General features: G+C 72.8%; 27 protein-coding genes and 3 tRNA genes. 17 read left to right on the top strand and 13 right to left on the bottom strand.

The features are described 5' to 3' along the window. Window position 1: 1 nt before the first annotated feature. The gene (locus tag CUT44_RS15325) at window positions 2-217 is read left to right on the top strand and encodes a DUF397 domain-containing protein (protein ID WP_100202419.1); all 216 of its coding nucleotides are present in this window, start codon (window positions 2-4) and stop codon (window positions 215-217) included. 232 nt (window positions 218-449) lie between these two features. Here the strand turns inward: CUT44_RS15325 and CUT44_RS15320 are convergent, their stop codons facing one another. Continuing rightward, window positions 450-893 carry an ankyrin repeat domain-containing protein gene (locus CUT44_RS15320; protein ID WP_100202418.1) on the bottom strand — a complete coding sequence of 148 codons (444 nt, stop codon included), beginning with the start codon at window positions 891-893 and terminating at the stop codon, window positions 450-452. Between the two features lie 308 nt (window positions 894-1,201). Between CUT44_RS15320 and CUT44_RS32770 the strand changes: the two genes are divergently transcribed. Continuing rightward, window positions 1,202-1,360, top strand: a complete 159-nt coding sequence (locus CUT44_RS32770) for a hypothetical protein (protein WP_233221418.1) — start codon at window positions 1,202-1,204, stop codon at window positions 1,358-1,360. Between the two features lie 108 nt (window positions 1,361-1,468). Next, window positions 1,469-2,137, top strand: a complete 669-nt coding sequence (locus CUT44_RS15315; protein ID WP_100202417.1) for a class I SAM-dependent methyltransferase — start codon at window positions 1,469-1,471, stop codon at window positions 2,135-2,137. A gap of 303 nt (window positions 2,138-2,440) precedes the next feature. On the opposite strand, the gene CUT44_RS15310 is transcribed toward CUT44_RS15315, so the two are convergent. Then, entirely contained in the window at window positions 2,441-4,063 is a 1,623-nt protein-coding gene (locus CUT44_RS15310; protein WP_100202416.1) for an alpha/beta hydrolase, read from the bottom strand. 402 nt (window positions 4,064-4,465) lie between these two features. After that, window positions 4,466-5,116, bottom strand: coding sequence for a TetR/AcrR family transcriptional regulator (locus tag CUT44_RS15305; RefSeq protein WP_233221417.1), 651 nt, complete (start codon window positions 5,114-5,116; stop codon window positions 4,466-4,468). Window positions 5,117-5,220: 104 nt separating this feature from the next. Here CUT44_RS15305 and CUT44_RS15300 point away from each other — a divergent pair, with 104 nt between their 5' ends. Then, entirely contained in the window at window positions 5,221-6,246 is a 1,026-nt protein-coding gene (locus tag CUT44_RS15300) for a hypothetical protein (protein ID WP_100202414.1), read from the top strand. On the opposite strand, the gene CUT44_RS15295 is transcribed toward CUT44_RS15300, so the two are convergent. Further along, the gene (locus CUT44_RS15295) at window positions 6,215-7,417 is read right to left on the bottom strand and encodes a methyltransferase domain-containing protein (RefSeq protein ID WP_100202413.1); all 1,203 of its coding nucleotides are present in this window, start codon (window positions 7,415-7,417) and stop codon (window positions 6,215-6,217) included. The genes CUT44_RS15300 and CUT44_RS15295 overlap by 32 nt on opposite strands. Before the next feature lie 416 nt (window positions 7,418-7,833). After that, window positions 7,834-8,295 (bottom strand): GNAT family N-acetyltransferase, encoded by a 462-nt coding sequence (locus CUT44_RS15290; RefSeq protein WP_100202412.1) that lies wholly within the window; start codon window positions 8,293-8,295, stop codon window positions 7,834-7,836. 165 nt (window positions 8,296-8,460) lie between these two features. On the opposite strand from CUT44_RS15290, the gene CUT44_RS15285 reads away from it, so the two are divergent. Next, window positions 8,461-9,105 (top strand): dihydrofolate reductase family protein, encoded by a 645-nt coding sequence (locus CUT44_RS15285; RefSeq protein WP_100202411.1) that lies wholly within the window; start codon window positions 8,461-8,463, stop codon window positions 9,103-9,105. 22 nt (window positions 9,106-9,127) lie between these two features. Here the strand turns inward: CUT44_RS15285 and CUT44_RS15280 are convergent, their stop codons facing one another. Beyond that, window positions 9,128-9,871: an SDR family oxidoreductase gene (locus CUT44_RS15280; RefSeq protein WP_100202410.1), complete on the bottom strand. Its 744-nt coding sequence runs from the start codon at window positions 9,869-9,871 to the stop codon at window positions 9,128-9,130. Between the two features lie 95 nt (window positions 9,872-9,966). Here CUT44_RS15280 and CUT44_RS15275 point away from each other — a divergent pair, with 95 nt between their 5' ends. Together CUT44_RS15275 and CUT44_RS15270 are read left to right on the top strand one after the other, a co-directional pair. Beyond that, on the top strand, window positions 9,967-10,527 hold the full coding sequence (locus CUT44_RS15275) for a TetR/AcrR family transcriptional regulator (protein ID WP_100202409.1): 561 nt from the start codon (window positions 9,967-9,969) through the stop codon (window positions 10,525-10,527). 155 nt (window positions 10,528-10,682) lie between these two features. Next, window positions 10,683-11,159 carry a type II toxin-antitoxin system CcdA family antitoxin gene (locus CUT44_RS15270; RefSeq protein ID WP_100202408.1) on the top strand — a complete coding sequence of 159 codons (477 nt, stop codon included), beginning with the start codon at window positions 10,683-10,685 and terminating at the stop codon, window positions 11,157-11,159. A gap of 73 nt (window positions 11,160-11,232) precedes the next feature. Here CUT44_RS15270 and CUT44_RS15265 read toward each other — a convergent pair whose 3' ends face one another. After that, window positions 11,233-12,483: a hypothetical protein gene (locus CUT44_RS15265; RefSeq protein ID WP_100202407.1), complete on the bottom strand. Its 1,251-nt coding sequence runs from the start codon at window positions 12,481-12,483 to the stop codon at window positions 11,233-11,235. Window positions 12,484-12,587: 104 nt separating this feature from the next. Then, window positions 12,588-13,505, bottom strand: a complete 918-nt coding sequence (locus CUT44_RS15260; RefSeq protein WP_100202406.1) for a bifunctional helix-turn-helix transcriptional regulator/GNAT family N-acetyltransferase — start codon at window positions 13,503-13,505, stop codon at window positions 12,588-12,590. Between the two features lie 178 nt (window positions 13,506-13,683). Here CUT44_RS15260 and CUT44_RS15255 point away from each other — a divergent pair, with 178 nt between their 5' ends. Together CUT44_RS15255 and CUT44_RS15250 are read left to right on the top strand one after the other, a co-directional pair. Beyond that, window positions 13,684-13,947, top strand: coding sequence for a type II toxin-antitoxin system prevent-host-death family antitoxin (locus tag CUT44_RS15255; RefSeq protein WP_100202460.1), 264 nt, complete (start codon window positions 13,684-13,686; stop codon window positions 13,945-13,947). Beyond that, window positions 13,944-14,195: a type II toxin-antitoxin system RelE family toxin gene (locus tag CUT44_RS15250; protein ID WP_100202405.1), complete on the top strand. Its 252-nt coding sequence runs from the start codon at window positions 13,944-13,946 to the stop codon at window positions 14,193-14,195. Before CUT44_RS15255 ends, CUT44_RS15250 begins: the two co-directional genes overlap by 4 nt. Window positions 14,196-14,273: 78 nt before the next feature. Here the strand turns inward: CUT44_RS15250 and purL are convergent, their stop codons facing one another. The 3 genes from purL to purS are packed head-to-tail and all read right to left on the bottom strand — an operon-like array spanning window position 14,274 to window position 17,465. Further along, complete coding sequence (purL, locus tag CUT44_RS15245) at window positions 14,274-16,523, bottom strand: phosphoribosylformylglycinamidine synthase subunit PurL (RefSeq protein ID WP_100202404.1); 2,250 nt, start codon at window positions 16,521-16,523, stop codon at window positions 14,274-14,276. A 1-nt stretch (window position 16,524) separates the two neighbouring features. Beyond that, window positions 16,525-17,202 carry a phosphoribosylformylglycinamidine synthase subunit PurQ gene (gene purQ / locus CUT44_RS15240; protein ID WP_100202403.1) on the bottom strand — a complete coding sequence of 226 codons (678 nt, stop codon included), beginning with the start codon at window positions 17,200-17,202 and terminating at the stop codon, window positions 16,525-16,527. After that, window positions 17,199-17,465, bottom strand: coding sequence for a phosphoribosylformylglycinamidine synthase subunit PurS (gene purS, locus CUT44_RS15235; RefSeq protein WP_100202402.1), 267 nt, complete (start codon window positions 17,463-17,465; stop codon window positions 17,199-17,201). Before purS ends, purQ begins: the two co-directional genes overlap by 4 nt. A 335-nt stretch (window positions 17,466-17,800) precedes the next feature. Between purS and CUT44_RS15230 the strand changes: the two genes are divergently transcribed. From CUT44_RS15230 to CUT44_RS15200, 7 genes are all read left to right on the top strand, one after another. Then, entirely contained in the window at window positions 17,801-18,118 is a 318-nt protein-coding gene (locus tag CUT44_RS15230) for a histone-like nucleoid-structuring protein Lsr2 (RefSeq protein ID WP_100202401.1), read from the top strand. 112 nt (window positions 18,119-18,230) lie between these two features. Continuing rightward, window positions 18,231-18,305, top strand: a tRNA-Gly gene (locus tag CUT44_RS15225). A 71-nt stretch (window positions 18,306-18,376) separates the two neighbouring features. Next, window positions 18,377-18,449 (top strand) — tRNA-Gly (locus tag CUT44_RS15220). Between the two features lie 196 nt (window positions 18,450-18,645). Further along, window positions 18,646-19,692 carry an ABC transporter ATP-binding protein gene (locus CUT44_RS15215; protein ID WP_100202400.1) on the top strand — a complete coding sequence of 349 codons (1,047 nt, stop codon included), beginning with the start codon at window positions 18,646-18,648 and terminating at the stop codon, window positions 19,690-19,692. Then, a complete protein-coding gene (locus tag CUT44_RS15210) occupies window positions 19,689-20,519 on the top strand; it encodes an ABC transporter permease (RefSeq protein ID WP_100202399.1) in 831 nt (276 codons plus the stop codon). Before CUT44_RS15215 ends, CUT44_RS15210 begins: the two co-directional genes overlap by 4 nt. After that, window positions 20,492-21,907 (top strand): sensor histidine kinase, encoded by a 1,416-nt coding sequence (locus CUT44_RS15205; RefSeq protein ID WP_233221416.1) that lies wholly within the window; start codon window positions 20,492-20,494, stop codon window positions 21,905-21,907. Before CUT44_RS15210 ends, CUT44_RS15205 begins: the two co-directional genes overlap by 28 nt. After that, window positions 21,904-22,560 (top strand): response regulator transcription factor, encoded by a 657-nt coding sequence (locus CUT44_RS15200; RefSeq protein WP_100202398.1) that lies wholly within the window; start codon window positions 21,904-21,906, stop codon window positions 22,558-22,560. The genes CUT44_RS15205 and CUT44_RS15200 overlap by 4 nt, the downstream gene beginning before the upstream one ends. A gap of 23 nt (window positions 22,561-22,583) precedes the next feature. Here CUT44_RS15200 and CUT44_RS15195 read toward each other — a convergent pair whose 3' ends face one another. Further along, on the bottom strand, window positions 22,584-22,772 hold the full coding sequence (locus CUT44_RS15195; protein WP_100202397.1) for a hypothetical protein: 189 nt from the start codon (window positions 22,770-22,772) through the stop codon (window positions 22,584-22,586). A 520-nt stretch (window positions 22,773-23,292) separates the two neighbouring features. Here CUT44_RS15195 and CUT44_RS15190 point away from each other — a divergent pair. Further along, window positions 23,293-23,365: transfer RNA gene (locus tag CUT44_RS15190), tRNA-Gly, on the top strand. Window positions 23,366-23,422: 57 nt separating this feature from the next. On the opposite strand, the gene CUT44_RS15185 is transcribed toward CUT44_RS15190, so the two are convergent. After that, window positions 23,423-24,346, bottom strand: a complete 924-nt coding sequence (locus tag CUT44_RS15185; RefSeq protein ID WP_100202396.1) for a phosphoribosylaminoimidazolesuccinocarboxamide synthase — start codon at window positions 24,344-24,346, stop codon at window positions 23,423-23,425. Between the last annotated feature and the right edge of the window lie 78 nt (window positions 24,347-24,424).

The raw sequence follows: 24,424 nt of genomic DNA, 5'->3' as shown, positions 1-24,424 counted from the left end.
CATGACCGACACACCGGATCTCGGCAACGTTCAGTGGCGGAAGGCCAGCGTGAGCGAGAGCACCAACGGCTGCCTGGAGGTGGCCTTCCTGCCCGGTGACCGGGTCGCGCTCCGCGACAACGAGGACCCGGACAACCCGCCCTTCGTCGTCACCCGACACGTCTGGGAGTGCTTCATCGACGGCGCCAAGGGCAACGAGTTCGACATACCCGCCTGACCACGGAGCACCACGGGGGCCGGCTCCCCGGTCAGCCCGAGACCGCCCCCGTGATGCTCGCCGAGGCGCCGACGGGCCTCCCACCTGTGGACACCGGCTGGTGGGCCGAACTCGACACGCCTGTCAGGACATGATCCACAGCAGTACCAGTGAGGTGCTGGGCGTCGTCCTCTGCACCAAGCACCCCGGTGGCGGGCAGGATTCGTCCTGAGTGAGTGCGAGACCATGCCGACTACGGAGCCGGGGGAGCTTCTGTTGTCGAGTGCGCTCCTGCCGCCCTGAGAATTTCGGTGATGCCGGGGTGGGGGCCGTTGTCCGCCCAGTCCAGCGGCGACCGGCCTGCGCCCTGGTCTTCGCGGAGGTTGGGATCGGCGCCGTGCGCCAACAGTTCCCGGACCGTTGCGGTGTGTCCCCAGCAAGCAGCCGCGCACAGCGGTGTGCCCTCCGAGCCCGGGCCGCTGCTTTCAGTGTCGGGGGAAGCCCCGGCCTCCATGAGCAAGCGGGCCACTTCGGCCTCGCCCTGTACTGATGCCAGGTACAGAGGAGTGGTGCCGTCTGTGCTCCTCCTCTCCGGGCTTGCTCCACCGCGCAGCAGGGCCTTCACGCACCTGGCGTCACCTGACAGGACTGCCTCGAAAAGGCGGTGGGAGAGCTTCTTCTGCTGCCGCTGCTTCACAGCTGGTGAGGCTAGCGATCACAGGTACGCCGGAGCCACTCGTATCCATCCGTTGATCATTGCGGCCGGTACAGTGGCCTCGTAGCGGACGGCGAGCTTGTCGTATCTCGTGACCACAGCGCGGTGGCGGTGTCGGGTAGCCGAGTACGGCGACGTGGCCCGGCTACCCGACCGGCTGCCGTGGCCGCCGACAGGGCCCACTCCCCGAAGGCCGACCGTGCCGGTGAGGACCGGCCTGGCTGGCTCCCGAACCGCATCCGCACACCGCGATCATCGGTGAAGACGTGATCACCGGCCCGCATGTACGCGTGCGGGAGTTCTCCGCCGCCTCCTACTCGTCGATGCGTCAGGACGCACCCTGGTCGAGGCAGCAAGAGCCCGAGCGCCCCGCCCTTGTCGTCATCCGCCACATCTGGGAGTGCTCCATCGACGGCGCCAAGGGCAACGAGTTCGACATACCCGCCTGACCGAAGCGCGCTGTCGTCACTCGCACGGATGAAAACGCACGGTCAAGCCGTGGGCGCCCGGGCGCGCGGATACGGTGTCCAGCCCCTCGGACACCCCGGAGGAAGCCCGTGCCCCGCGCGTCGACCAGCCTTTCCGAGTACTGGGACACCTACAAGCCGTACCGGGGTGAGGGCGAACAGCCGACTCCTGAGGTCGACGGGTTCGCCTGGACCCAGTACGACGGCCATGGGCCGGGGGCCGAGTTCCTGGGCAGCCCGCGTACCGCGCTGGAGCTCGGCTGCGCCGAGGGCAGGGAGGCCGTCCACCTCGCCCGTACCGGTGTGGCGGTGACGGCCCTGGACTTCTCCACCGTCCAGATCGCCCGTGCCCGCCGCTGGTGGGGCGGCACACCCGGGCTGACCTTCGTCCACGCCGAGGCATGCGACCACCTCCGCAGCACGGAGGCGGCCTACGACGCGATCTTCTCCGTCTGGGGTGCCCTCTGGTTCACCGACCCCGAGGAACTGGTTCCGCTGATCGCCCGGCGCCTCATCCCGGGCGGAGTCCTCGCCTTCTCCCAGGCCGAACCCATCGAGGGCCACCACGGCCCCCAGCCGATGTACGGCAACGGATTCGCCGGCCGCAAGCTGACCGTCGTGCGCTGGTCGTACGGCCCCGGGTGGTGGGCCGATCTGCTCAAGCGCAACGGTTTCACCGACATCGACGCCCAGGTCCTCCCGGCCCCCGACCCCGGGGATGTCGGCACCCTCCTGGTCCGTGCTCGCACTCCCGGGTGATGCCCGCCCGGGAACAGCCGCGCCGCGTGGACGGATCAGCCTCCCTTCGCCGGGACGCGGCCGGTGTGCGGGTCCCGGCACCAGGCCGACCGGCGGTGCGGCTCCACTGGAGTCCGTCGATGACGCAGACTGGCCGCGTCCGGATCGAGCTGCGACAAGCTGTTGTTGGCAGGACCGGCCACCGGATTCCACCAGGACTGGACACTGAGGTGAGCCTCGGGCCCCTCAGTAGCGGGTGCCAGGAGGGCGGGAAGGTGCCGTTCGGCCGGCCACGCCCGGTCACCTCCCGCACAACGGGGAAGCTCACTTCCGCTTGACGTCGGTGCAGTAGACGTCCTTGCGCGGCAGGTGGCCGGTGGTCAGGAAGCCGACGGTCGCCTTGTCGGCGCAGGCGGAGCCCGCGTTGTAGACGTAGTGCCCGCCGTTGTCCACGCCGACGAAGGCGGAACCGTCGCCGAGGGCCTTGTGCAGCCCTGTGCCGCCCTCCCACGGAGTGGCGTTGTCCCGGCGGTTCTGGAGGATCAGGGTGTTGCGCGGGCCTTCGCCGGTCACGGTGACGGGCTGCTCGACCGGCTTCTTCCAGTAGGCGCACGCCCAGATGTTGGCCGGCATTCCCGCGGTGAGGGGCCACGCCTTGCGGTCGGCGGCGGTGCGGGCGGCGTAGCCGTCGGTGTCCTGGGACCATTCGGCGTCGCCGCAGAGGAGAGCCAGGAACATGGTGGCCTGGTTGTCCGCGGGGACGCCCGGGGCCCGCGGGGTGCCGGCGAGGATCTGCTGGAGAACTTCCTTGTCGGCGTCGGTGGCACTGCCGTCGGCCAGGGCGGCGGCGGCTTTCCAGAAACCGACCAGCGGTGGGAGCGTCTCGTTGCGCTGAAGCATGCCGTAGGTGATGCTCCGGAGCAGCGGTCCGTCCAGTGACAGGGACGCGCCCGGCACGGGGACGGGCTCGCGGTCGAGCCGATCGGCGAGGGTGAGGTAGCTCCGGGTCACCTGCTCGACGCTGTCGCCCAGCCCGAGGGTGCCGTCCTGGGCCGCGGCGACGGCGGCCGCGTCGGGGAACCGGTCGGCCATGCCCTTGCCCCAGGTGGCCAGTTGGTCGGCCCACGCCTTGGTGGGGTCGATGTTGCCTTCCAGGATCATCCGGTCGGTCCGGTCCTGGAAGAGGGACCTGTAGACGGCGCCGAGGTAGGTGCCGTAGGACTGGCCCCAGTAGGAGATCTTCCGCTCGCCGAGCGCCTGGCGGATGCGGTCCATGTCGCGGGCGGTGTTGGCGGTGGTGAAGTGCCGCAGGTCGTCGCCCGCCGTGTCGGCGCACTTCTCGGCGTCGGCCTTGGCGGCGGCCACGTTCTGGGTGATCGAGCCGTCCGCGGCGGGATAGGGGAAGAGCCCGGGCACGCTGGGGTCCTGGAGACCGCAGCTCTGCGGAGTGCTGTGCGCGACGCCGCGCGGGTCGAAGCCGATCAGGTCGTAGCTGTTCAGCACGGACTTCGGCAGCGTGGGCGCCATGGTCGCGGGCATGCCGAGACCGCCCACGGCCGGTCCGCCGGGGTTCAGCAGCAGGACGCCGCGCCTCTTCCCGGGTTTGGCCGTGGCCAGCCGCGAGACCGCCACATCGATCTTCGTGCCGTCCGGATCGCGGTAGTTCAGCGGGACCTTCATCGTCCCGCAGGTCAGGCGGGGATTCCGGCTCGCTTCCCCGGCCGGCTCCGGGCACGTGCCCCAGGTGATCTTGGCGTGGTCCGCGGTCCGCTCGGCTGCCTGGGCCCGCGGCGTGCCCTCGGCGTTCTCGGCGCTCCGGAGACCCAGGTCGTCCTGCCCGCCGCAGGCGGCCAGCCCGGTTCCGGCCAGCGTCGAGACCACCAGGGCCGTGGCGAAACGGCGGTTCCCGGGGAAACCGGGCTTTCCGGAACTGCGCGTCTTTCTCATGGTGTTGCCCTCCTGCTGTTCGGCACGGTCGGACCGCCGGTCCGACCGCTGCGCTGACAGCACGAAGTCAACAAGAGACCGCCGGTGCCGCACTTCACCCATGAGGGGACACCCCAGGTAGCTCGCTCGGGGGACAACGCTTTCGAGGACAACGACCTCGACGGGCTCCCACCGGCTGAACCACCGGGCCGTCGGACTCGGACCCGGTCCCGGCGCCCCGCCAACCCCGTCCGATACGCCAGGACCACCTCGGACGGACACCACCCCCCTGGCCGGGCGATCCCGGCCGTCCGGTCCCGGTCGTGGACCGACCGGCCGGCCGCAGGCGCCGCCGACCGTTCACGGGGGCGGCACCACCCCGTCGTGCGGAAAGCGGCAGGGGCAGCGGTGAACGCACCCTCGTCAGCGGCGCTCGCCGCGCCGCAGCCGCTCCTCGGCCGCGTCGAGTGCGGGTGCGAGCGGTGCGAGTGCGGAGCGGAGCAGGTCGGGCAGTGAGCCGGCCGGGACGACGAGTCCGCCGGCCGCCGGGGTGGCTGCGGCCGACCGCAGCCACCGCTCAAGCGCCACCCGGACGGCGGCGGCGACGCTCGCCGCGAGCACGCGGGCGGTGTACGGGTCGGTCCCACCGAGGCGGTCGTCGATCACGTCCGCGAGGGGGCGTTCGATCGCGGTGGCGGCGTCCAGGAAGGCGGCACGCAGCGCGGGGGCGGTGGTGATCAGCAGCAGTGCGTCGCGGCCGGGGCCGCCCGGGTCGGTGTACTGCTCCACGACCGCGTCGATGACGTCGTCGGCGAGACGGGCACCGGTACGGGCGGCAACCACCGCCGCCACCCGGGACTCCCGTTCGGCGGTGACGGCGGCGACGATCGCCTCCTCGCGGCTGGAGAAGTAGTTGTTGTAGGTGCGGGGCGAGACCCCGGCGGCCTGCGCGATGTCGTCGACACGTACGTTGTCCGGCCCGCGCTCCAGGGCCAACCGCAGTGCCGCCGCGCGCAGTGCCTCCCGGGTGGCCTGCTTCTTCCGCTCGCGCAGCCCGCTTCCTCGTGTCGTCACGTCCCCAGCATCCCAACAAAAATGCGTATACGCAAACTTGCGTACACGCATTTTTTGCGCTTAGTGTCAGGTCCACACAGCAGCCGCCAGGAAGGACCAGGGACATGCGGGCCAAGGGCATCAGCTACGACACCGGTTTCGTCCGCGGAGGAGTGGTCTCCCGGGAGCGCTTCGACCCGGACGTGGTCAGACGCGAGCTGGGCGTCATCCGCGACGATCTGCACTGCACCGCCGTCCGCGTCATCGGCGGCGATCCGGAGCGGCTGGAGGCGGCCGCGGCCCACGCCGCCGACCTCGGCCTGGAGGTCTGGTTCTCGCCCTATCCCCTGGAACTGACCGGCGGGGAGATGCTCGACCTGTTCGCCGACTGCGCCGTACGCGCGGAGCGGCTGCGGCGGCGGGGAGCCGAGGTCGTGTTCGTCACCGGCGCCGAGGTGAGCCTGATGAACGAGGGGTTCCTGCCCGGTGGCACCCAGGAGGACCGGCTCCGGCTGCTGCTGGACCGGCGGGACGACCTGCCCGCGCGGGTGGGTGAGCTCAGCGCGCGCGTCAACGGCTTCCTCACCGAGGCCGTCCGCCTCGTCCGCGAGCGCTTCGGCGGAAGGATCACCTACGCCGCCATACCGCTCGAACGCGTCGACTGGACACCCTTCGACCTCGTCGGCGTGGACCTGTACCGGTCGGCCGGGGTGGCCGACCGGTTCGCCGACGGGGTGCGCGAGCTCGTCGCGCAGGGGAAGCCGGTCGCCGTCACCGAGTTCGGCACAGCCGCCTACCGCGGCGCCGGCGAGCTGGGCGCGCGCTTCATGGAGATCGCCGAGTACGACAGGGGGACCGGTGCACCGATCCGGCTGAACGGCGAGTTCGTCCGCGACGAGGCCGGCCAGGCCGCCTACCTCCGCGAGCTGCTGGAGATCTTCGACGCCTGCGGCGTCGACGGCGCCTTCGTGTTCCTCTTCGCACTCGACAACTTCCCCCACCGCCCCGACGGCGACCCCCGCGACGACCTCGACCTCGCCAGCCCCGGCATCGTCCGGGTCCGCGACGGCCGCCGCGGCGGGACCTGTTCCGGCATGCGCTGGGAGCCCAAGGCCGCGTTCACCGCACTGGCCGACTTCTACCGCGCCTGACCGCGTAACCGGGTCGGCCTCCCTCCACCGGGACGCGGCCGGTGTGCGGGTCCCGGCACCAGACGTGCTGGTGGTGCGGCTCCACGGTCATGCCGAAGTCGTAGACCTCGGGGCGGTCCGCGGCCAGCCACCACCGCCAGGCGCCCGCCAGCTCGTCGGCCAGGCGGCGCGGGCCGCCCTGGTGGGCGGTCGCCGTGCCGTCGTCGCCGGTGGCGAGGACGGCCCAGGAGGAGGCGCCGTCGTGCAGCCACGCGGTGCCGTCGCCCGCCGCGCCGGGGAGGACCCGTACGTCCGGCAGGAGCACCCGGGCCGCGAACAGCAGATGGCCGTTGCGCAGTTCGCGCACGTCGCGGGGGAACGGGCCGGTCCGCCCGGGGGCGCCGTCGGCGCGGATCTGCCGCCAGGTGCGGCCGTCGTCGGTGCCGCGGGCGGGCATGAACGCCGCCAGGCCCTGCAGCCAACCGGACGCCGAGCGCCCGTCGGCCGCCACGGTGAGGGCCACGTGCCCGAGCCGTCCCCAAGGCGCGACGATCCGGCCGCCCGGGCGGGTCTGGGCGACCCACGTCCAGGGGATCTCGTCCACGGCGTAGGTGGCGATCACCCGGTCCCACGGCGCTCCCCCGGGCCATCCCGCCGCGCCGTCGCCGACGTGCACCGCCACCTCGGCGCCGGTCGTGCCGGTCTCCTTCAACCGGGCACACGCCTGCGCGGCCGGCTCCGCGTCCACCTCGACGCTCGTCACCCGGCCGCCCGGTCCGGTGCGGTGGGCCAGCAGCGCGGCGTTCCAGCCGGTGCCGGTGCCCAGCTCCAGCACCCGGTGGCCCGGCTCCACCTTCAGCGAGTCGAGCATGTCCACCACCACGGCCTGGCAGGACAGGCTGGAAGTCGCCCGGCCGCCGGTGACCTGGGTGACGGCCGGGTCGTACGGCCCGGCGTACACCTCGGCCGCCCACCCGCCGGGGTCGGCGGAGCGGTCCAGCGGTACGTAGGCGGAACCGTCCCAGCGCCACAACCGGTCCGGGGCGAACAGGTGCCGGGGCAGGGCCTCCACCGCCCGGCGGATCCACGGCGAGCGCTCCGGCCACTCCCCGCGCGCCGCCAGCTCGGCGGCCAACCGCTCCCGCAGCCGGTCGAGTCCGTCCGGCTCGTCCGGCCCGTCCGGCTCGCTCACCGGGCTCAGTCCTTCTTGTGCTTGCCGTCGCCCGGCGGCGGCACGGGCACCTGCCCGTCGGCGTTCCCGGGCGGCGGTGTGCCCTCGCCGGGGTCCGGTTCCGGCTTGCGGTGCTCCCCCATGAGCGTCTCCTCACTGTCGACGGACCGACGGTGCCATCGTGCTGTCCCGCCTCCCGTCCGGTGCGAGAACCCTGTGCGGTGACCGGAAAGCGGCCCGCCGTGGCGCGATACGGGCCGCTACCGGCACACGTCTGTTCCGCCATGACCTCGGGGCGCGGACGGGCGTTCGGGCCCCGAGAGGTCGTCGCCGGTGGCGAGGACGGCCCGGGAGGAGGCGCCGTCGTGCAGCCACGCGGTGCCGTCGCCCGCCGCGCCGGGGCTTCCCGGCGATGACGCCGTCGGGCCGCGCCGGGGTCAGCGCCGGACGGTGAGGACCAGTCGCGGCAGCAGCCGGCCGGCGACGGAGCCCGAGGGGACGTCTCCCGCGCGCACCGCGCCCATCGCGCGGTAGAAGGGCTCGGCGTGCGGGTCCGCGTCGATCGTGAGCCGGGCGAAACCCAGTTCCCGTGCGGCGGTGACGGTGTGCCGGAACAGCAGGCGGCCGATCCCCTGACCGATGACCTGGGGCTCGACGAACATCATGCCCAGCACGCCGACCGGCGGTTCGCCCTCGAGGGTGGTGAAGCCCAGGACTCGGCCGTCCCGGTCGGCCACCGTGGCCCGCCGTCGTACGACCTCGTCCGCGGCGACGGTGAGCTCGTCCCGGCACGCCGCCAGGAAGTCCGCGTCATAGCCCCAGTGCGCCTTGGACCGCAGCGCCAGGCCGGTGAGGGCCGCCGCCTCCGCTGCCCGCGCGGGCCTGATCCGCACGCTCATCCGCGCCTCCGTCCCATACGCGGGTTCCCCATCCTCGCAGCCCGCGACCGCGCGGAAGAAGTACGCGATGCCCCGCGGCCGGGCGGGACGGGCCGGTCACGGCCGCGGCGATGAGTTCTTCCGCCCCGGGCGGTCCCACTGTTGTCGACCACCAGGAGGGAATCCATGAGTCAGCTGCTGCGAGTGCAGAACTTCGTCGTCTCGCAGGACGGTTTCGGTGCCGGTGAGGGCCAGAGCCTTGAGCGGCCGTTCGGCCACGCCGACCCCGGGGAGATGTTCGCCTGGGCCGGTGCCACGGCGAGCTGGCCCAACCGCACCGATCCCGGGGGCAGCCGCGGTCTCGACGACTACTTCACGCGGGACTTCGCCCACAACATCGGCGCCGAGATCATGGGCCGCAACAAGTTCGGGCCCCAGCGCGGGCCCTGGCAGGACCACGACTGGCGCGGCTGGTGGGGGGAGGAGCCCCCGTTCCACACCCCGGTGTTCGTCATGACCCACCACGAGCGCCCCTCGTTCACGCTCTCCGACACCACGTTCCACTTCACCGGCGGCGATCCGGCCGCGGTCCTGGAGCAGGCGCGGGAGGCGGCGCGGGGCAGGGACGTCCGGCTCGGCGGCGGGGTCACCACCATCCGGCAGTTCCTGGACGCCGGCCTCGTCGACACCCTGCACGTGGTGGTCTCGCCGGTGCGGCTCGGGTCCGGGGTGCGGCTCTGGGAGTCTCCCGACCAACTGCTCGACCGGTTCCACCACGAGGCCGTGCCCAGCCCGAGCGGTGTGACGCACCACCTGTTCTGGCGGCGGTGAGGGGGTGCCCGGCCGGCGGGCGTCACGCCTGGGCGGTGGGGCGGACGTTGATCTCGCCGATCTCGACGTCGCCGGGCTGCTCGACGGCGAAGGCCACCGCTCGGGCGACCGCCGCCGGGGGGATGCCCACCGCGTCCATGAACCCGCGCGTCCGCTCGCGGAGGTGCGGGTCCGCCATGGAGTCCGCGAGGTCGGTGCGGATGTATCCCGGTGAGACGGCCGTCGTGCGCACCACCCCGTCGGTGGACTCCGCGCGCAGTCCCTCGTGGACGGTGCGCACCGCGTTCTTGGTCGCGGCGTAGACGGCCATGGTGGGGGACACCGCGGACAGGCCGGCCACGGAGACGATGCTGACCAGGTGGCCCGAGCCCTGCTCGCGGAAGACGGGCAGCACGGCGGCGACGCCGTTGAGCATGCCGCGGAGGTTGACGTCGATCATGGCCGACCACCCTTCGGTGTCGAGGTCGGCCAGCGGGCTGATCGGGGCGATGCCGGCGTTGTTCACCAGCACGTCGATACGGCCGTACCGGTCGGTGGCGGTGGCGACCAGGCGCTCGAGGTCCTCGGCCCTGGTGACGTCGGTGACGCGGGCGGCGGCCCGGCCGCCCTCCGCCCGGATGTCCCGCGCTATGGCCTCGACACGCGCGCCGCGGCGGGCCGCGAGGACGACCGCGGCGCCGCGCCGGGCGAGCAGCCGGGCCGTGGCCTCGCCGATGCCGCCGCTCGCCCCGGTGACGGCGACGACCTTGCCCTGAAGAGAGAGCACTGCTGCCTCCAAGTAAAGTGGACACGTGTCCGGTGCCTGACCCACCCTACCGGACACGTGTCCACTTGTCAGAGGCGGAACACCGGGAGATGTCCATGAGCACGCCGCCACGCCGCCCGGACGCGGCACGGAACCGGACCCGCATCGTGGAGGCCGCCCGCGCGGCCCTCGCCGAGTCCGACCACGTCCACCTCAACGAGATCGCCAGGCGCGCCGGCGTGGGCCAGGGAACGCTCTACCGGCACTTCCCCAGCCGCGAGGCGCTCCTCGCCGAGGTCTACCGGCGCGACGTCGAGGAACTCGTGACCGCCGCCCCCGCCCTGCTGACGGCACACGAGCCGGTGGAGGCCCTGCGCCGCTGGCTCGACCGGCTGGTCGACTACGCCGAGATCAAGCACGGCGTCCTGGCGGCACTCGAGCCGGCGGCATGGCAGGACCTCGTCGCCCACAGCCGCAACCCCGTCGAGGACGCCCTCGGCCGCCTGCTGGACGCCGGGAAGGCGGCCGGCGCCCTCCGCACGGACGTGGACGCCCGCGGGGTCCTCCAGCTCGTCGCCTACCTCGGCCGACTGGACCGGGACGAATGGAAGTCGACGGCACGGCCGCTGATGAGCGTCGTCCTCGACGGCCTTCGCCGGCGGGACGCGGAACGGTGAGGGCACACGGAGGGGGAGGGCGGGCGCCGCGAGCCGGAGAGGCGGCTTCCGACCGGGGCCGGCAAGTGCCTTCGCGGCCGGGCCCGTTGCTCGCTTACACAACGGGTGTGTAATGTGGCGTGTGTGAGCGTGGCCCGACACCGGAGGAGTACGGCATGCGTATGAACATCTCCGTTCCCGACGCCCTCGCCGAACAGGTCCGCGCCCGCGAGCTGCCCATCTCGGCGATCTGCCAGGAGGCGCTGCGCAACGCGGTGGAGCGGGACCGGGCGAGGCAGAACGTCATGAGCGACCTCACCGCCGTGGTCGAACGCCTGCGCGGCACGATCGGCGACAGGGACCGCGAGCGGCTCAGGAGCGACCGTGAGCTGCGCGAGGAGGGCCGCGACGACGGCATCGCCTGGGCGAGGGACTACGCCACGGCGGCCGAGCTGAAGTACCTGGTCTCCTACGGTTCCGGGAAAGAACGGAGAGGGAGCAACCCGCTGCGCAGCCTGTTCCCCTTCCTGTCCGACAAGAGGAACGAGAAGGTCACCCACATTCCGCCCATCAAGGCGGAGGACCCCTACTGGGGAGGGTTCATCGGCGGCGCCGGGGAGGTCTGGAACGCGGTGGCGGACCAACTGCGCTGAGCGGGGCCCGCCGGTCGCGGCCGTCCCCGCACCCCGGCCCCGGCGGGCGTCCGGACCGGCCCGGCCGCCCGGGTCAGTCCGCCCGCGCGAAGTCGTCCGCCGTGGGCAGGACGGCGTCCGTGCAGCCGCGCCGCTCCGCGACGTCCTCGACGTAGGCGCGGAGGACCGGTTCCAGATGGCGGCCCGCGCCGTGGACGTACGGGTAACCGGCGGTGAGGACGTGGACGGCGGGCTCCCCGTCGCAGACGGAGGTGGCCCACCAGGCGTTCCCCTGCCTGTCGTAGCCGCCCGTGCCGTGCTCGACCGTCCGCTCCTCGTGGACGGGGTCGGTGGCGACCTGCTCGGCGGCGTCACCGAAGAAGCTCTCGGCGCTGAGCCACCAGAGCCCTCGCCCCTCGTCGGCCTCGCGGTACCGCCGGTAGGCGGGGTCGTCCCGGTGCCGCAGGTGCGTCGCGCCCCGGGCCTCGCCGCTGACGGTCAGCAGGCAGCGCTCCTGCCACACCAGCTCGCCGGCGCGGCTCTCCAGCACCTGGTCCGGCAGCCAGCCCGAGGAGTTGGCCGGACCGGTGTGCAGGCCTGCCGCGCCGTACCAGGCGCAGGTGCCCGCCGCCTCGTCCGGGTCGACCGGTTCGGTGTTCAGCGCCGGTATGCCGTCCGGCGGCTCGGGGAGGCGGTCGGGGCAGCCGAGCTCGGCGGCGAGGTTGTCGGCGGCGGCGACCGCGATGTCCGCCAGCCGGTCGCGGTCGGCCTGACGGAGCTGGCCGTCCTGCCCGAACTCCCGGTACGCCACCAGGTCCAGGGTGGCGGCGGCCCGTATCGCGGTGATCTCCTCGCCTTGGTGCTCGACCCCGGGGCAGGGCAGCCGGACGGCGACCCCGTTCTCGGTGACCTCGCCCGTGATGCCGCCACCGACCGGCTGGTGCACGAGCGGGACGCGGATCCACGGGTTGGAGGGGTCGAGCGGGTCCTGGAAGCTGTCGTCCACCGGTTCGGAGGTCCACCCGGTGGGCTCGGTGGCGAGCCGCGCGATGAAGAACTGCCGGGTGCCCGAACCACCCAGCGCCTCGGCGGCCTCCGCACTGCGCAGCACGCAGGCCTGGGCGAAGGGCTTGTCCGGCTCGATCTCCTCGGCGGCGGTGATCTCGCCGCCGCTCCCGGACAGGGCCAGCACCTCGCCCGCCGGGACCAGTCCCGCGCACGCCTCGTCCACGGTGTGCCGGCGGTCCCACACCTCCCACAGCGTCCAGCCGCTCAGCCCGATCGCGAGAACGGCCGTGCCGCACATCAGCCGGACGTACGCCGTCCGCCACCGCCCGCGGTCCATCTCCCCGTCTCCCCCGTCCCGTTGTACTGCTGTGCTGCTGTGCCGTACGGCCTCGGCACCCGTCCGGCGGTGAACCTACCAGCGCCCCGTGACACCGCGCCCGTTCACTCCCGCGGACCGGACGACGGTCCCGCGGCGATCCGCTTCTCGAACCAGTGGTGGGCGTACGGCTCGTCGTTGAAGGCGGGGACCTCCTCGAAGCCGTGGGAGCGGTACAGGCCGATCGCGGCGGTGAGCACCTTGTTGGTGTCCAGCCGCAGTACCTCGTGGCCGTGGTGCGCGGCCCGCGCCTCCAGTTCGGACAGGAAGCGGCGGGCCAGGCCCAGGCCCCGGGCACGAGGGGCCACCCACATGCGCTTGACCTCGGCCGGGGCGCCGGACGGCAGCTTCAGGCCGGCGCAGCCGACGGGCTCGCCGTGCAGCCGGGCGACGAGGAACACCCCGCGCGGCGGGCGGAGTTCGCCCGCGTCGGGCAGCAGGCTCCGGGCGGGGTCGAAGCCGGTGTCCAGGCGCTCCTGGAGTTCGGCGAAGAAGGAGCGCAGGCAGTGCCGGGCGTCGGGGTGGTCCGGGTCGGTGACCTCCAGGGTGACCGTGGCGGCGGTCAGCAGCCGTTCGGCCTCGGCCATGGCGGCGGTCAGCCGGGCGCGCTGGCCGTCGTTGAGCGGCGCCAGCAGGGAACCGGCCAGTTCGGCGCTGCGGGCGTCGAGTTCGGCGCGCTCGGCGCGGCCCGCGCCGGTGAGGCGGATGGTGCGCACCCGCCGGTCGCCGGGGTGCGGCTCCACCGTCACCAGGCCGTCGGCCTGCAGTGCGCGCAGCAGGCGGCTGACGTAGCCGGAGTCCAGGCCGAGGCGCTCGCGCAGCCGCCGTACGTCCTGCGCGCCGCCGCGCTCGCCGATCTCCCACAGCAGCCGGGCCTCGCCGACGGGCCGGTCGCGGCCGAGATAGCGGTCGTGGAGGACGCCCACGCGTTCGGTGACGGTGCGGTTGAAGCGCCGCACCTGCTCGATCTGCTCCGAGTCCATCCTCTGACTCTAGTCAGAGGATGGATATTGGACCAGAGGCCGGCCACCCGCCACCACGCGGCGGACTCAGTCGGTGCGGCCGGTGCGCTTCGCGCACCCGGCGACCTGGACAGATTCCGCTCCGCCGACGGGGCGCCGGGAGCACCGCAGAAGTGTGGTGCATCTGTACACTAGATGCATGTCTGCTACGTATCCCATCGCGGAGGCACGGGGCAAACTCGGCGATCTCGCCCGCCGGGCCGCCCAGCACGAGCACATCACCCTGACCGACCGCGGTGTCCCCACAGCGGTCCTCATCTCCCCCGCCGAACTCGAGGATCTGGAGGACGCCCTCGCGCTGGCCCGCCTTGAGCGGGATCGCGCGCTCGGCCGCGCCGAAACACCCATCCCGCACGACGAGGCACGCCGTGCCCTTCTCGATGCCGCCGGGAGAGGGGAGTGACCTGGCGGGTTCTGTGGGAGCCTGCCGCCCTCAACGCGGCCGCGGGTCATCTCAAGAACGACGCCCGCGGTGTCGACACCCTCCTCCAGGCCACCGATCGGCTCACCGAGAACCCCCGGCCCGAGGAGTCCCGCCCCTGGGGAACCGATCACCGTCGGCTGCGCCACGGGCCCTGGCGCGTTCTCTACCGCATCGACACGCGCACACAGTCCCTGCATATCGAGCACATCGGCCACACCGGCGCGTGAACGTGCGACGCGCCCCGCCCCCGGTGCGGGGGGCGGGGCGCGTCCCGGGCACCCGGGCCGGGTACTACGCGCGGGCCGTCAGGCGAGCAGGGCCGGGATGGTGGCCTCGTGGACCTCGCGCAGCTCGGCCAGCGGGATCGTGAACCGGCCCTGCACCTCGACGGCGTCACCGTCCACCACACCGATGCGGGTGGCGGGCAGCCCGCGGGCGCCGCACATGTCGGTGAAGCGCAGCTCCTCGCTGCGCGGCACCGCCACCACCGCGCGGCCGGCCGACTCCGAGAACAGGAACACGAACGGCTCCAGCCCGTCGGGGACGATCAACCGGGCGCCCTTCCCGCCCTTGAGGCAGGACTCGGTCACCGCCTGGACGAGCCCGCCGTCGCTCAGGTCGTGCGCGGCGTCGATCATGCCGTCCCGGGAGGCGGCGATCAGGATCTCGGCCAGCAGCCGCTCCCGTTCCAGGTCCACCTGCGGCGGCAGTCCGCCCAGGTGGTCGTGGACGACCTGGGACCAGGCCGAGCCGCCCAGCTCCTCGCGGGTCTCCCCGAGGAGGTAGAGAAGCTGGCCCTCCTCCGCGAACGCCATCGGGGTGCGGCGCGCGACGTCGTCGATCACGCCGAGCACGCCCACCACCGGGGTGGGGTGGATGGCCACGTCGCCGGTCTGGTTGTAGAGGGAGACGTTGCCGCCGGTCACCGGGGTGCCCAGGGTGCGGCAGCCGTCGGCCAGACCGCGGCAGGCCTCGGCGAACTGCCACATCGCGGCCGGGTCCTCCGGGGAGCCGAAGTTCAGGCAGTCGGTGACCGCCAGCGGCTTCGCGCCGGTGGCGGCGACGTTGCGGTACGACTCGGCCAGCGCGAGCTGCGCGCCCGCGTACGGGTCGAGCTTGGCGTAGCGGCCGTTGCCGTCGGTGGCGATGGCCACGCCCAGGCCGGTCTCCTCGCTGATGCGGATCATGCCGCTGTCCTCGGGCTGGGCCAGGACGGTGTTGCCGAGCACGTAGCGGTCGTACTGCTCGGTGATCCACTTCTTGGACGCCTGGTTCGGGGAGCCGACCAGCCTGACGACCTGCTCGCGCAGCTCCGCGTCGTCCTTCGGCCGGGGCAGGGCGTTCGCGTCGTCGGCCTGGAGGGCGTCCTGCCACTGCGGGCGGGCGTAGGGCCGCTCGTAGACCGGGCCCTCGTGGGCGACGGTGCGCGGCGGCACGTCCACGATCTGCTCGCCGTGCCAGAAGATCTCCAGCCGCTCGCCGTCGGTGACCTCGCCGATGACGGTGGCGATGACGTCCCACTTCTCGCAGATGGCCAGGAAGCGGTCCACCTTGCCGGGCTCGACCACCGCGCACATGCGCTCCTGCGACTCGCTCATGAGGATCTCCTCGGGCGAGAGCGTGGAGTCGCGCAGCGGCACGGTGTCCAGTTCGACGCGCATGCCGCCGGAGCCGTTGGAGGCCAGCTCGGAGGTGGCGCAGGACAGGCCCGCGGCGCCGAGGTCCTGGATGCCGACGACCAGGTTCTCCCGGAAGACCTCCAGGGTGCACTCGATGAGCAGCTTCTCCTGGAAGGGGTCGCCGACCTGGACGGCCGGGCGCTTGCTGGGCTTGTCGGAGTCGAAGGACTCCGAGGCCAGGATGGAGGCGCCGCCGATGCCGTCGCCGCCGGTGCGGGCGCCGTACAGGACGACCTTGTTGCCCGCGCCGGACGCCTTGGCCAGGTGGATGTCCTCGTGCCGCATCACGCCCACGCACAGCGCGTTGACCAGCGGGTTGCCCTGGTAGCAGGAGTCGAAGACGACCTCGCCGCCGATGTTGGGCAGGCCCAGGCAGTTGCCGTAGCCGCCGATGCCGGCGACGACGCCGGGCAGGACGCGCCGGGTGTCGGGGTGGTCCGGGGCGCCGAAGCGCAGCGGGTCCATCACGGCGACCGGGCGGGCGCCCATGGCGATGATGTCGCGGACGATGCCGCCGATGCCGGTGGCCGCGCCCTGGTAGGGCTCGACGTAGGACGGGTGGTTGTGGGACTCGACCTTGAAGGTGACGGCGTAGCCCTCGCCGACGTCCACGACGCCCGCCTGCTCGCCGATGCCCACCAGCAGCGCGTCGGACTCCGGCGCCTTCTCGCTGAACTGCTTCAGGTGCACCTTGCTGGACTTGTAGGAGCAGTGCTCGGACCACATCACGGAGTACATGGCCAGCTCGGCGCCGGTCGGGCGGCGGCCGAGGATCTCGCGGACCCGGTCGTACTCCTCGCGCTTGAGGCCGAGTTCGGCCCAGGGCTGCTCGACGTCGGGGGTGGAGCTCGCGTGCTTGACGGTGTCGAGAGTCATCTCAGGTGGTGACCAGCTTCTTCAGTACCGACGTGAAGAACCCCAGGCCGTCGGTGGTCGGCCCGGTCAGGGTCTCGACGGCGTGCTCGGGGTGCGGCATGAGGCCGACGACGTTGCCGGCCTCGTTGGTGATGCCCGCGATGTCGCGGCGGGATCCGTTGGGGTTGACGTCCACGTAGCGGAAGACGACCCGGCCGGTCGCCTCCAGCTCGTCGAGGGTGCGCTCGTCGGCGACGTAGCCGCCCTCGCCGTTCTTGAGGGGGACGGTGATCTCCTGGCCGGCGGTGTAGTCGGACGTCCAGGCGGTGTCCGCGTTCTCCACGCGGAGCTTCTGGTCGCGGCAGACGAAGTGGAGGTGGTCGTTGCGGGTCAGCGCGCCGGGCAGCAGGTGCGACTCGCACAGCACCTGGAAGCCGTTGCAGATGCCCAGCACCGGCAGGCCCGCGCGGGCCTGGTCGACGATCGTCTCCATGACGGGCGAGAACCGGGCGATGGCGCCGCAGCGCAGGTAGTCGCCGTAGGAGAAGCCGCCGGGGAGGACCACGGCGTCCACCTGGTGCAGGTTCTTGTCGCGGTGCCACAGGGCGACCGGCTCGGCGCCGGCGAGGCGGACGGCGCGCCGGGCGTCGACGTCGTCGAGGGAGCCGGGGAAGGTGACGACTCCTACCCGGGTCGTCATACGGGGGTCACCTCTTCGGTCTCCTCGACGCGGACCGTGAAGTCCTCGATCACGGTGTTGGCGAGAAACTTCTCGGCGAGCTGGTGGATCCGGGCGAGGGCGGCGTCGTCGACGGGCCCTTCCAGTTCGAGCTCGAAGCGCTTGCCCTGGCGGACGTCCGCGATGCCCTCGTAGCCCAGTCGCGGCAGCGCACGCTGAACCGCCTGGCCCTGGGGGTCGAGGATCTCCGGCTTGAGCATGACGTCGACTACGACGCGAGCCACAGGTACTCCTGGGTGGGTGTTGGTGCTGGAGGCTGCCGCTTCAGCGTACCCGGCGGAAAACTCTACTCGCGTAGATAACCGTACCCCGGGTCACGGTCAGGTATCGGCCCCCGAGAAAACACCGGGAAGTGGTACACGAATGGGCGCCGAAAAAGTAAAGTCCTCCCGACGACCTGACACGCGGACGGGAATTCATCCCTCCGCGAATCAATGCCTGCCGCTGTACAAAGGGAAAAGGCATTGATCCCGACCGGCCGGAACGCCGACATCACCGCATGTCAACCGGTGGTTTCACAGCGTTCTCGGCAGTGATCCACTCGAAAGGACCGATATCCGTGGCGCAGCGCGTAGTGGTCACACTCTCCGACGACATCGAGGGCGGGGAGGCGTCGGAAACGGTCACCTTCGGCCTCGACGGCAAGTCCTACGAGATCGATCTCAACCGCGAGAACGCGAAGAAACTGCGCATGAGCCTCGCGCCCTACGTGCGGGCCGGCCGCAAGCGGTCGAGGTCGGGCGGGACGTACCACCACACCTCCGTCGCCCCGGATCCGGCCGCGGTACGGGCCTGGGCCCGGTCCAACGGCTTCGAGGTGCCGCCGCGCGGCCGCATCCCCAAGAAGGTCTACGACGCCTTCGACGAGGCCCACTGAGCGGCCCCCGAGCGGCTCGGCGGACCGACTTGCCAGACACCCCGGGTGATCGGCTAGAGTCAGGGACACACCGCCGGGGCGGCCGGAAACGGCCGGAAGCCCGGATGGTCACGCGGGTGTAGCTCAGTAGTAGAGCGCCCTCTTTCCAAGAGGGAGACGCAGTGTGCAATTCCTGTCACCCGCTCCATTCTCTCCACCGGTCCCCCGGGATCGGGTAGAGTGATGGCGCGCCTCCCGGTGAGAGCCGGGTGGTGGCATGCGGACGTAGCTCAGTTGGTAGAGCGCAACCTTGCCAAGGTTGAGGTCGCGAGTTCGAGCCTCGTCGTCCGCTCAGTGAAAAGGCCCCGGTCTTCGGACCGGGGCCTTTCGCCGTGTTCACAGCGTTCGCCGTGTTCGCCGTGTTCGCCGTGTTCGCAGGCTCTCGTCGTGGCCGGTGACACCGGCCGGCCGGCGCCGATGACATTTGTCACCCGCGCTCATGACAGCCCGCACTGCCCGGGCACCCGTTCCCGCAGGATGCTGAGGGCATGAACACCAGGGAACAGGTCATCGAGGTGAGCGGGCTGCGGCGGCGCTACAGCTCGCCGAAGGGGGACGACTTCGAGGCCGTACGGGGCATCTCGTTCTCCGTGGCGCGCGGCGAGCTGTTCGCGCTGCTGGGGACGAACGGGGCGGGCAAGACCTCCACCGTCGAGCTGCTGGAGGGGCTGGCCGCGCCCAGCGGCGGACAGGTGCGCGTCCTCGGCCACGACCCGTACCGCGAGCGCGCCCGGGTGCGGCCCCGGATCGGTGTGATGCTCCAGGAGGGCGGCTTCCCGTCCGACCTGACCGTCGCCGAGACCGCCCGGATGTGGGCCGGCTGCACCACCCGGGCGCGCCCCATCGGGGAGGTCCTGGCCGCGGTGGGGCTCGGGGAGCGCCGCGAGGTACGCGTCAAGCAGCTCTCCGGCGGCGAGCGGCGGCGGCTGGACCTGGCGATGGCGCTGCTCGGCCGGCCCGAGGTGCTCTTCCTGGACGAGCCGACGACCGGGCTGGACGCCGAGGGGCGCCGGGAGACCTGGCGGCTGGTGCGGGAACTGCGCGCGGCGGGCACCACGGTGCTGCTGACCACGCACTACCTGGAGGAGGCCGAGGAGCTCGCCGACCGGCTGGCGATCATGCGGGCCGGGCGGATCGTCGTCTCCGGCACCCCGGACGAGGTCACCGCCACCCGCCCCTCCCGGATCCGCTTCACACTGCCCGCGGGGGTGCCGGTGGCACGGCTGCCGCTGTCGCTGCGGGCCGCCGCCGGGGAGGACGGCCGGGTGGAGGTACGCACCGAGCGGCTTCAGGAGTCGCTGACCGAACTGCTGCTGTGGGCCCGGCAGGAAGGGGTGGAGCTGGCGGGGCTGGACGCCCGCTCGGCCTCCCTGGAGGAGGCCTTCCTGGAGATCGCCCACGGCGGTGCCGGGGACTTCCGGGACACGGGGAACGACGCGAACGACGCGAACGGCGGGGACGACGGGGACGGCGCGGGTGCCGCCACCGCGCGGCTGGCGGAGACAGGAACGGGAACGGGAACGGGGACACGATGAGCACGACGGACACCACACCCGCCACGGACACCGGGAGCACGGGGCGCGCCGCGGGCACCGGGGCCGCGGCCGCGGCACGGCGGATGCGCTCGCTCGCCCGCGCCGAGCTGACCCTGCTCGTCCGCAACCGCACCGCGCTGTTCACCGCCCTGCTGATGCCGCCCGCCATGGTGCTGTTCATGCGCTCCTCGGTCGAGCAGATCTCACTGGAGGGCACCGGACTGGACGCGACCGGCGTGGTGATGACGGGCGGCGTCCTCATGGTGCTGGTCCTCGTCGTCTACTCCAACCTGGTCTCCACCTATGCCTCCCGCCGTGAGGAACTGGTGCTCAAGCGGCTGCGGACCGGTGAGCCGCGGGACTGGGAGATCCTGGCCGGGACCGCGATGCCGGCGGCCGCCGTGGCGCTGGCGCAGTGCGCGCTGCTGGTCGCGGCTGGGGCGGCCCTGCTGGAGATGACCCCGCCCGAACGCCCGGACCTGCTGGTGCTGGGCGTGCTGCTGGGCGTCGTCCTGCTGGTGCTGCTGGCCGCCGTGACGGCCGTCGTCACCCGGACCGCGGAGAGCGCGCAGATCACCGCGCTGCCGCTGTTGCTGCTCGCGTTCCTCGGCTCCGGGATGTTCATCCCGCTGGAGCTCACTCCGGACGGGGTGGCCGACGTGCTGCGGCTGCTGCCCATGACACCGGTGGTCGAACTGGTGCGGTACGGCTGGTTCGGCGGCGGGGAGGCGGACGGGATACTGCGTGCGGTGGCGGTCGCCACGGCCTGGTCGGTGGCGTCCGGGTACGCCGTGCGGCGGTGGTTCCGCTGGGAGCCGCGGCGCTGAGCGGGGAAGCGGGCGGGAGCAGGCGGGAAGCGGGGACGACGGTGACGGTCGAGGCCGGGAGCGGCGCGCTGGGCTGGGTGCGACGGGTACGTCGGTCCAGCGGCCCGGTGCGCTTCCAGCAGTACACCCGGTACACGCTCTACAGCTTCGCCTTCTTCGAGGGCGTGACACTGCTCGGCTGGACCGTGGCCCGGACGGCGGGGCCCGCCGCCTGGGCCATGGCCGTGCTCGGAGTGCTGTTCGCCGCGCACATCGGCTGCCAGCTGCTGTTGTCCCGGACCGGGCTCCGGTACTACCTGGGCACGGCGGAGCGGCCGGTGCGGCCGACGGTGGCGTACGTCGCCCTCACCGCCGCCGGGATCGCCGCCGTGTTCGCCCTGACCGGTGCGGGCGAGCTGTCGACGCCCGACGCGTTGCCGGCCGTCGTCTGGCTGCTGATGTTCCTGGCCGGACCGCTGCCGCTGGTGCTGTCACCCGGGCGGAGCGCCGGGCTGGTGGCGGTGCTGCTGGCTGCCTCGGTGACGGCCGCGTGGGCGCTGGGGGCGCCCACGCGAGGGCTGGTGGCGACGGTCGTCGGCGGAGTCCTCGGATCGGTGCTCTTCGGCGTCTCCTACCGCTGCTCGGCCTGGACGATGCGGGTCGTCAGCGAACTGGAGGCCGCCCGGGAGACCCAGGCCCGGCTGGCGGTGGCCGAGGAGCGGCTGCGGTTCGGCCGGGACCTGCACGACGTGCTGGGCCGCAACCTGTCGGTGATCGCGCTCAAGAGCGAGCTGGCCGTCCAGCTCGCGCGGCGCGGCGCGGCCTCCGCCGTGGACCAGATGACCGAGGTGCAGCGCATCGCCCGGGAGTCCCAGCGGGAGATGCGGGAGGTGGTGCGCGGCTACCGGGAGGCCGATCTGCACACTGAGCTGGTGGGCGCGCGGGGAGTGCTGCGGGCCGCCGGGATCGACTGCCGGATCGAGGACAGCGGCAGCGGGGAGCTGCCGGAGGCGTTGCAGTCGGCGCTGGGCTGGGTGGTCCGCGAGGGCACCACCAACGTGCTGCGGCACGCCGACGCCCGGTGGTGTGTGATCCGGCTGCGGACCGGCCCCGGGGACGGTCCGGTCGAGCTGGCCGTGGAGAACGACGGGGCCGGACCGTCCCCGGCCGCCGCGGAGGGCGGCTCGGAGGGCGGCTCGGGGCTGGCCGGGCTGCGCGAGCGGCTGGCCGCGCTCGGCGGCACACTGACCGGCGAGCGGCACGGCGGCGGCACCTTCCTGCTGACGGCCCGGGTACCGGTCCGGCCGCCGGCCGGACGGACGGCGGCCGGCGGGACGGACGGCGAGGAAGCGGGAGAGAACGCGGGAGAGGACACGGCAGAGGACCGGGGAGAGGACGGCACACGGTGACGGAGCACGGCCGGTACACCGGCACCGGTGACACCGGCGGCGGACACCCGGTACGGGTGCTGCTGGCCGACGACGAGCACCTGATCCGGGGCGCGCTGGCCGCGCTGCTGGCGCTGGAGGACGACCTGCTGGTGGTCGCCGAGGCCGCGTCCGGACCCGAGGCGCTGGCGATGGCCCGGGCGCACCGTCCCGATGTGGCGGTGCTGGACCTCCAGATGCCGGGCAGGGACGGTGTGGCGGTGGCCGCGGCGCTGGGCACGGAACTCCCCGGCTGCCGCACCATGATCGTGACCGGGCACGGCCGTCCGGGGCATCTGAAACGGGCCCTGGCGGCGGGGGTGCGCGGTTTCGTGCCCAAGACGGTCTCGGCGCGACGGCTGGCCGAGATCATCCGCACGGTGCACGCCGGGAACCGCTACGTCGACCCGGAGCTGGCGGCCGACGCGATCAGCTCCGGGGACTCCCCGCTGACCGCCCGCGAGGCCGAACTGCTGGAACTGGCGGCGGACGGGGCGCCGATCGCGGAGATCGCCGAACGGGCCGCGCTGGCGCCGGGGACGGTCCGCAACTACCTCTCCTCGGCCGCCGCGAAACTGGCGGCCGAGAACCGCCACGCGGCCGTGCGCGTCGCCCGCGAGCGCGGCTGGCTCTGACCCCGCCCGGCCCGCTCCACGGCCTATTTCACGACGGCCGAGATGTGGGATATCTGCACCACCGCTCCGTTCGCGAGCGGCACATTGATGATCCCCGACTGGGCGGTGGTGACGGTGGCGGCGGTCATGACCGGGACCGCCGGACGCTCCGGTGCGCCTCCGGCGTCGTGGCCGTTCATCCGGGGATCGCGGTTGACCTTCTCCAGCAGCACGGATTCCTCCTTCACGGACGGCCGGGGCGGCCGGCGCGCACAGAGCGCCGGGCACCCCGGGAACGGAAGAGGGGGACGTCCGGCCACCGGCGGACACGCCGGCACCGGTTCCCCCGTTCTGCCCGGAACCGGCGGAGGGCCGTTCCCGCCACCGGTTTCCTCACCGCGATCAGTATGGGAAGGCGGATATCCGCGGACAACCCGCCACCGTCCGTGAGGCACATCACACCCGGCGTTATCGGAATATCTCCTTCCGGGATTTCCGTCCGGACGCCGCGTGAATCCGACGAATTCTCCGCCGGATTCACCGGACGGCCCGACGGCGCGGGCGGAGCGGCCGCGTCCGTGTCCGCTTCCGCGTCCGCGTCCGGGTGGGTGTGACGTGACGTGACGTGACGGTCCCGGGCCGTCACCCGGCCGCCGGCGGTGAACCGGTGGGCGCGGGCCCGCGAGCGGGTTGGCTATAGTGGAGGCGCGCCGTACGGAGAACGCCCGGTCGGGCGGGACGCGCACGGCGCGTGCGGACGTAGCTCAGTTGGTAGAGCGCAACCTTGCCAAGGTTGAGGTCGCGAGTTCGAGCCTCGTCGTCCGCTCACTGGAAGGCCCCGGTCCACCGGACCGGGGCCTTCGTGCCGCGCGGGCGCGGGACGTCAGTCCCAGCGGGTACCGGTCAGCAGCTCGTACGCCTCGACGTACCGGGCGCGGGTGCGCTCCACCACCTCGGCGGGCAGTTCCGGCGGCGGCTGCTCGCCGTGCCGGTCCCAGCCGGCGGCCGGGGAGGTCAGCCAGTCGCGGACGATCTGCTTGTCGAACGAGGGCTGGGAGCGGCCCGGCTCCCACTGGTCGGCGGGCCAGAAGCGGGAGGAGTCGGGGGTGAGCACCTCGTCGGCGAGCACCAGCAGTTCCTCCCCCGCCGCCCCGTCCACGGCGGACCCGTACCCGAACTCGAACTTGGTGTCGGCCAGGATGATCCCGCGCTCCCGGGCGATGTCCCGGCCGCGGGAGTAGACCGCCAGGGTCAGCTGGCGCAGCGCGGCGGCCGTCTCGGCACCCACCCGGCGGGCGACCTCCTCGTAGGGGACGTTCTCGTCGTGCTCACCGACCTCCGCCTTGGTGGCCGGGGTGAAGATCGGGGCGGGCAGCTCGGAGCCGTCCACCAGCCCCTCGGGCAGGGCCAGCCCGCAGACCGTGCGGGTCTCCTCGTACTCGGCCAGGCCCGAGCCGGTGAGGTAGCCGCGGGCCACGCACTCGACCGGGACCATCCGCAGGGAGCGGCAGACCACCGTGCGGCCCGCCCAGTCGGCCGGGGCGCCGGGCGGCAGCTCGGTGGAGACCACGTGGTTCGGCACCAGGTCGGCGAGCTGGTCGAACCACCACAGGGACAGCCGGGTGAGGACACGTCCCTTGTCGGGGATCCCGGTGGGCAGCACCCAGTCGTACGCGGACACCCGGTCGCTGGCGACCATCACCAGGTCGCCGTCCCCGTTCCGGTACAGGTCCCGCACCTTGCCCGTGTGCACGTGCGTCAGGCCCGGCACCTGTACGGGCTCGGGCTTGTCGACGAATCCGGTCACGGCTCCTCCTGTGGCTTGGTACGTGATGCCGATTGTCCCGTATGCGAGGGCACGGCACCGGTCGGGGTCGGACGGACG

Origin of the sequence: Streptomyces carminius, assembly GCF_002794255.1 — a bacterium.
In the GTDB taxonomy this organism is placed as follows: Bacteria; Actinomycetota; Actinomycetes; order Streptomycetales; family Streptomycetaceae; genus Streptomyces; species Streptomyces carminius.
The sequence above is the reverse complement of the archived record's forward strand: the minus strand, read 5'-3'. Positions and strand labels throughout refer to the sequence as shown.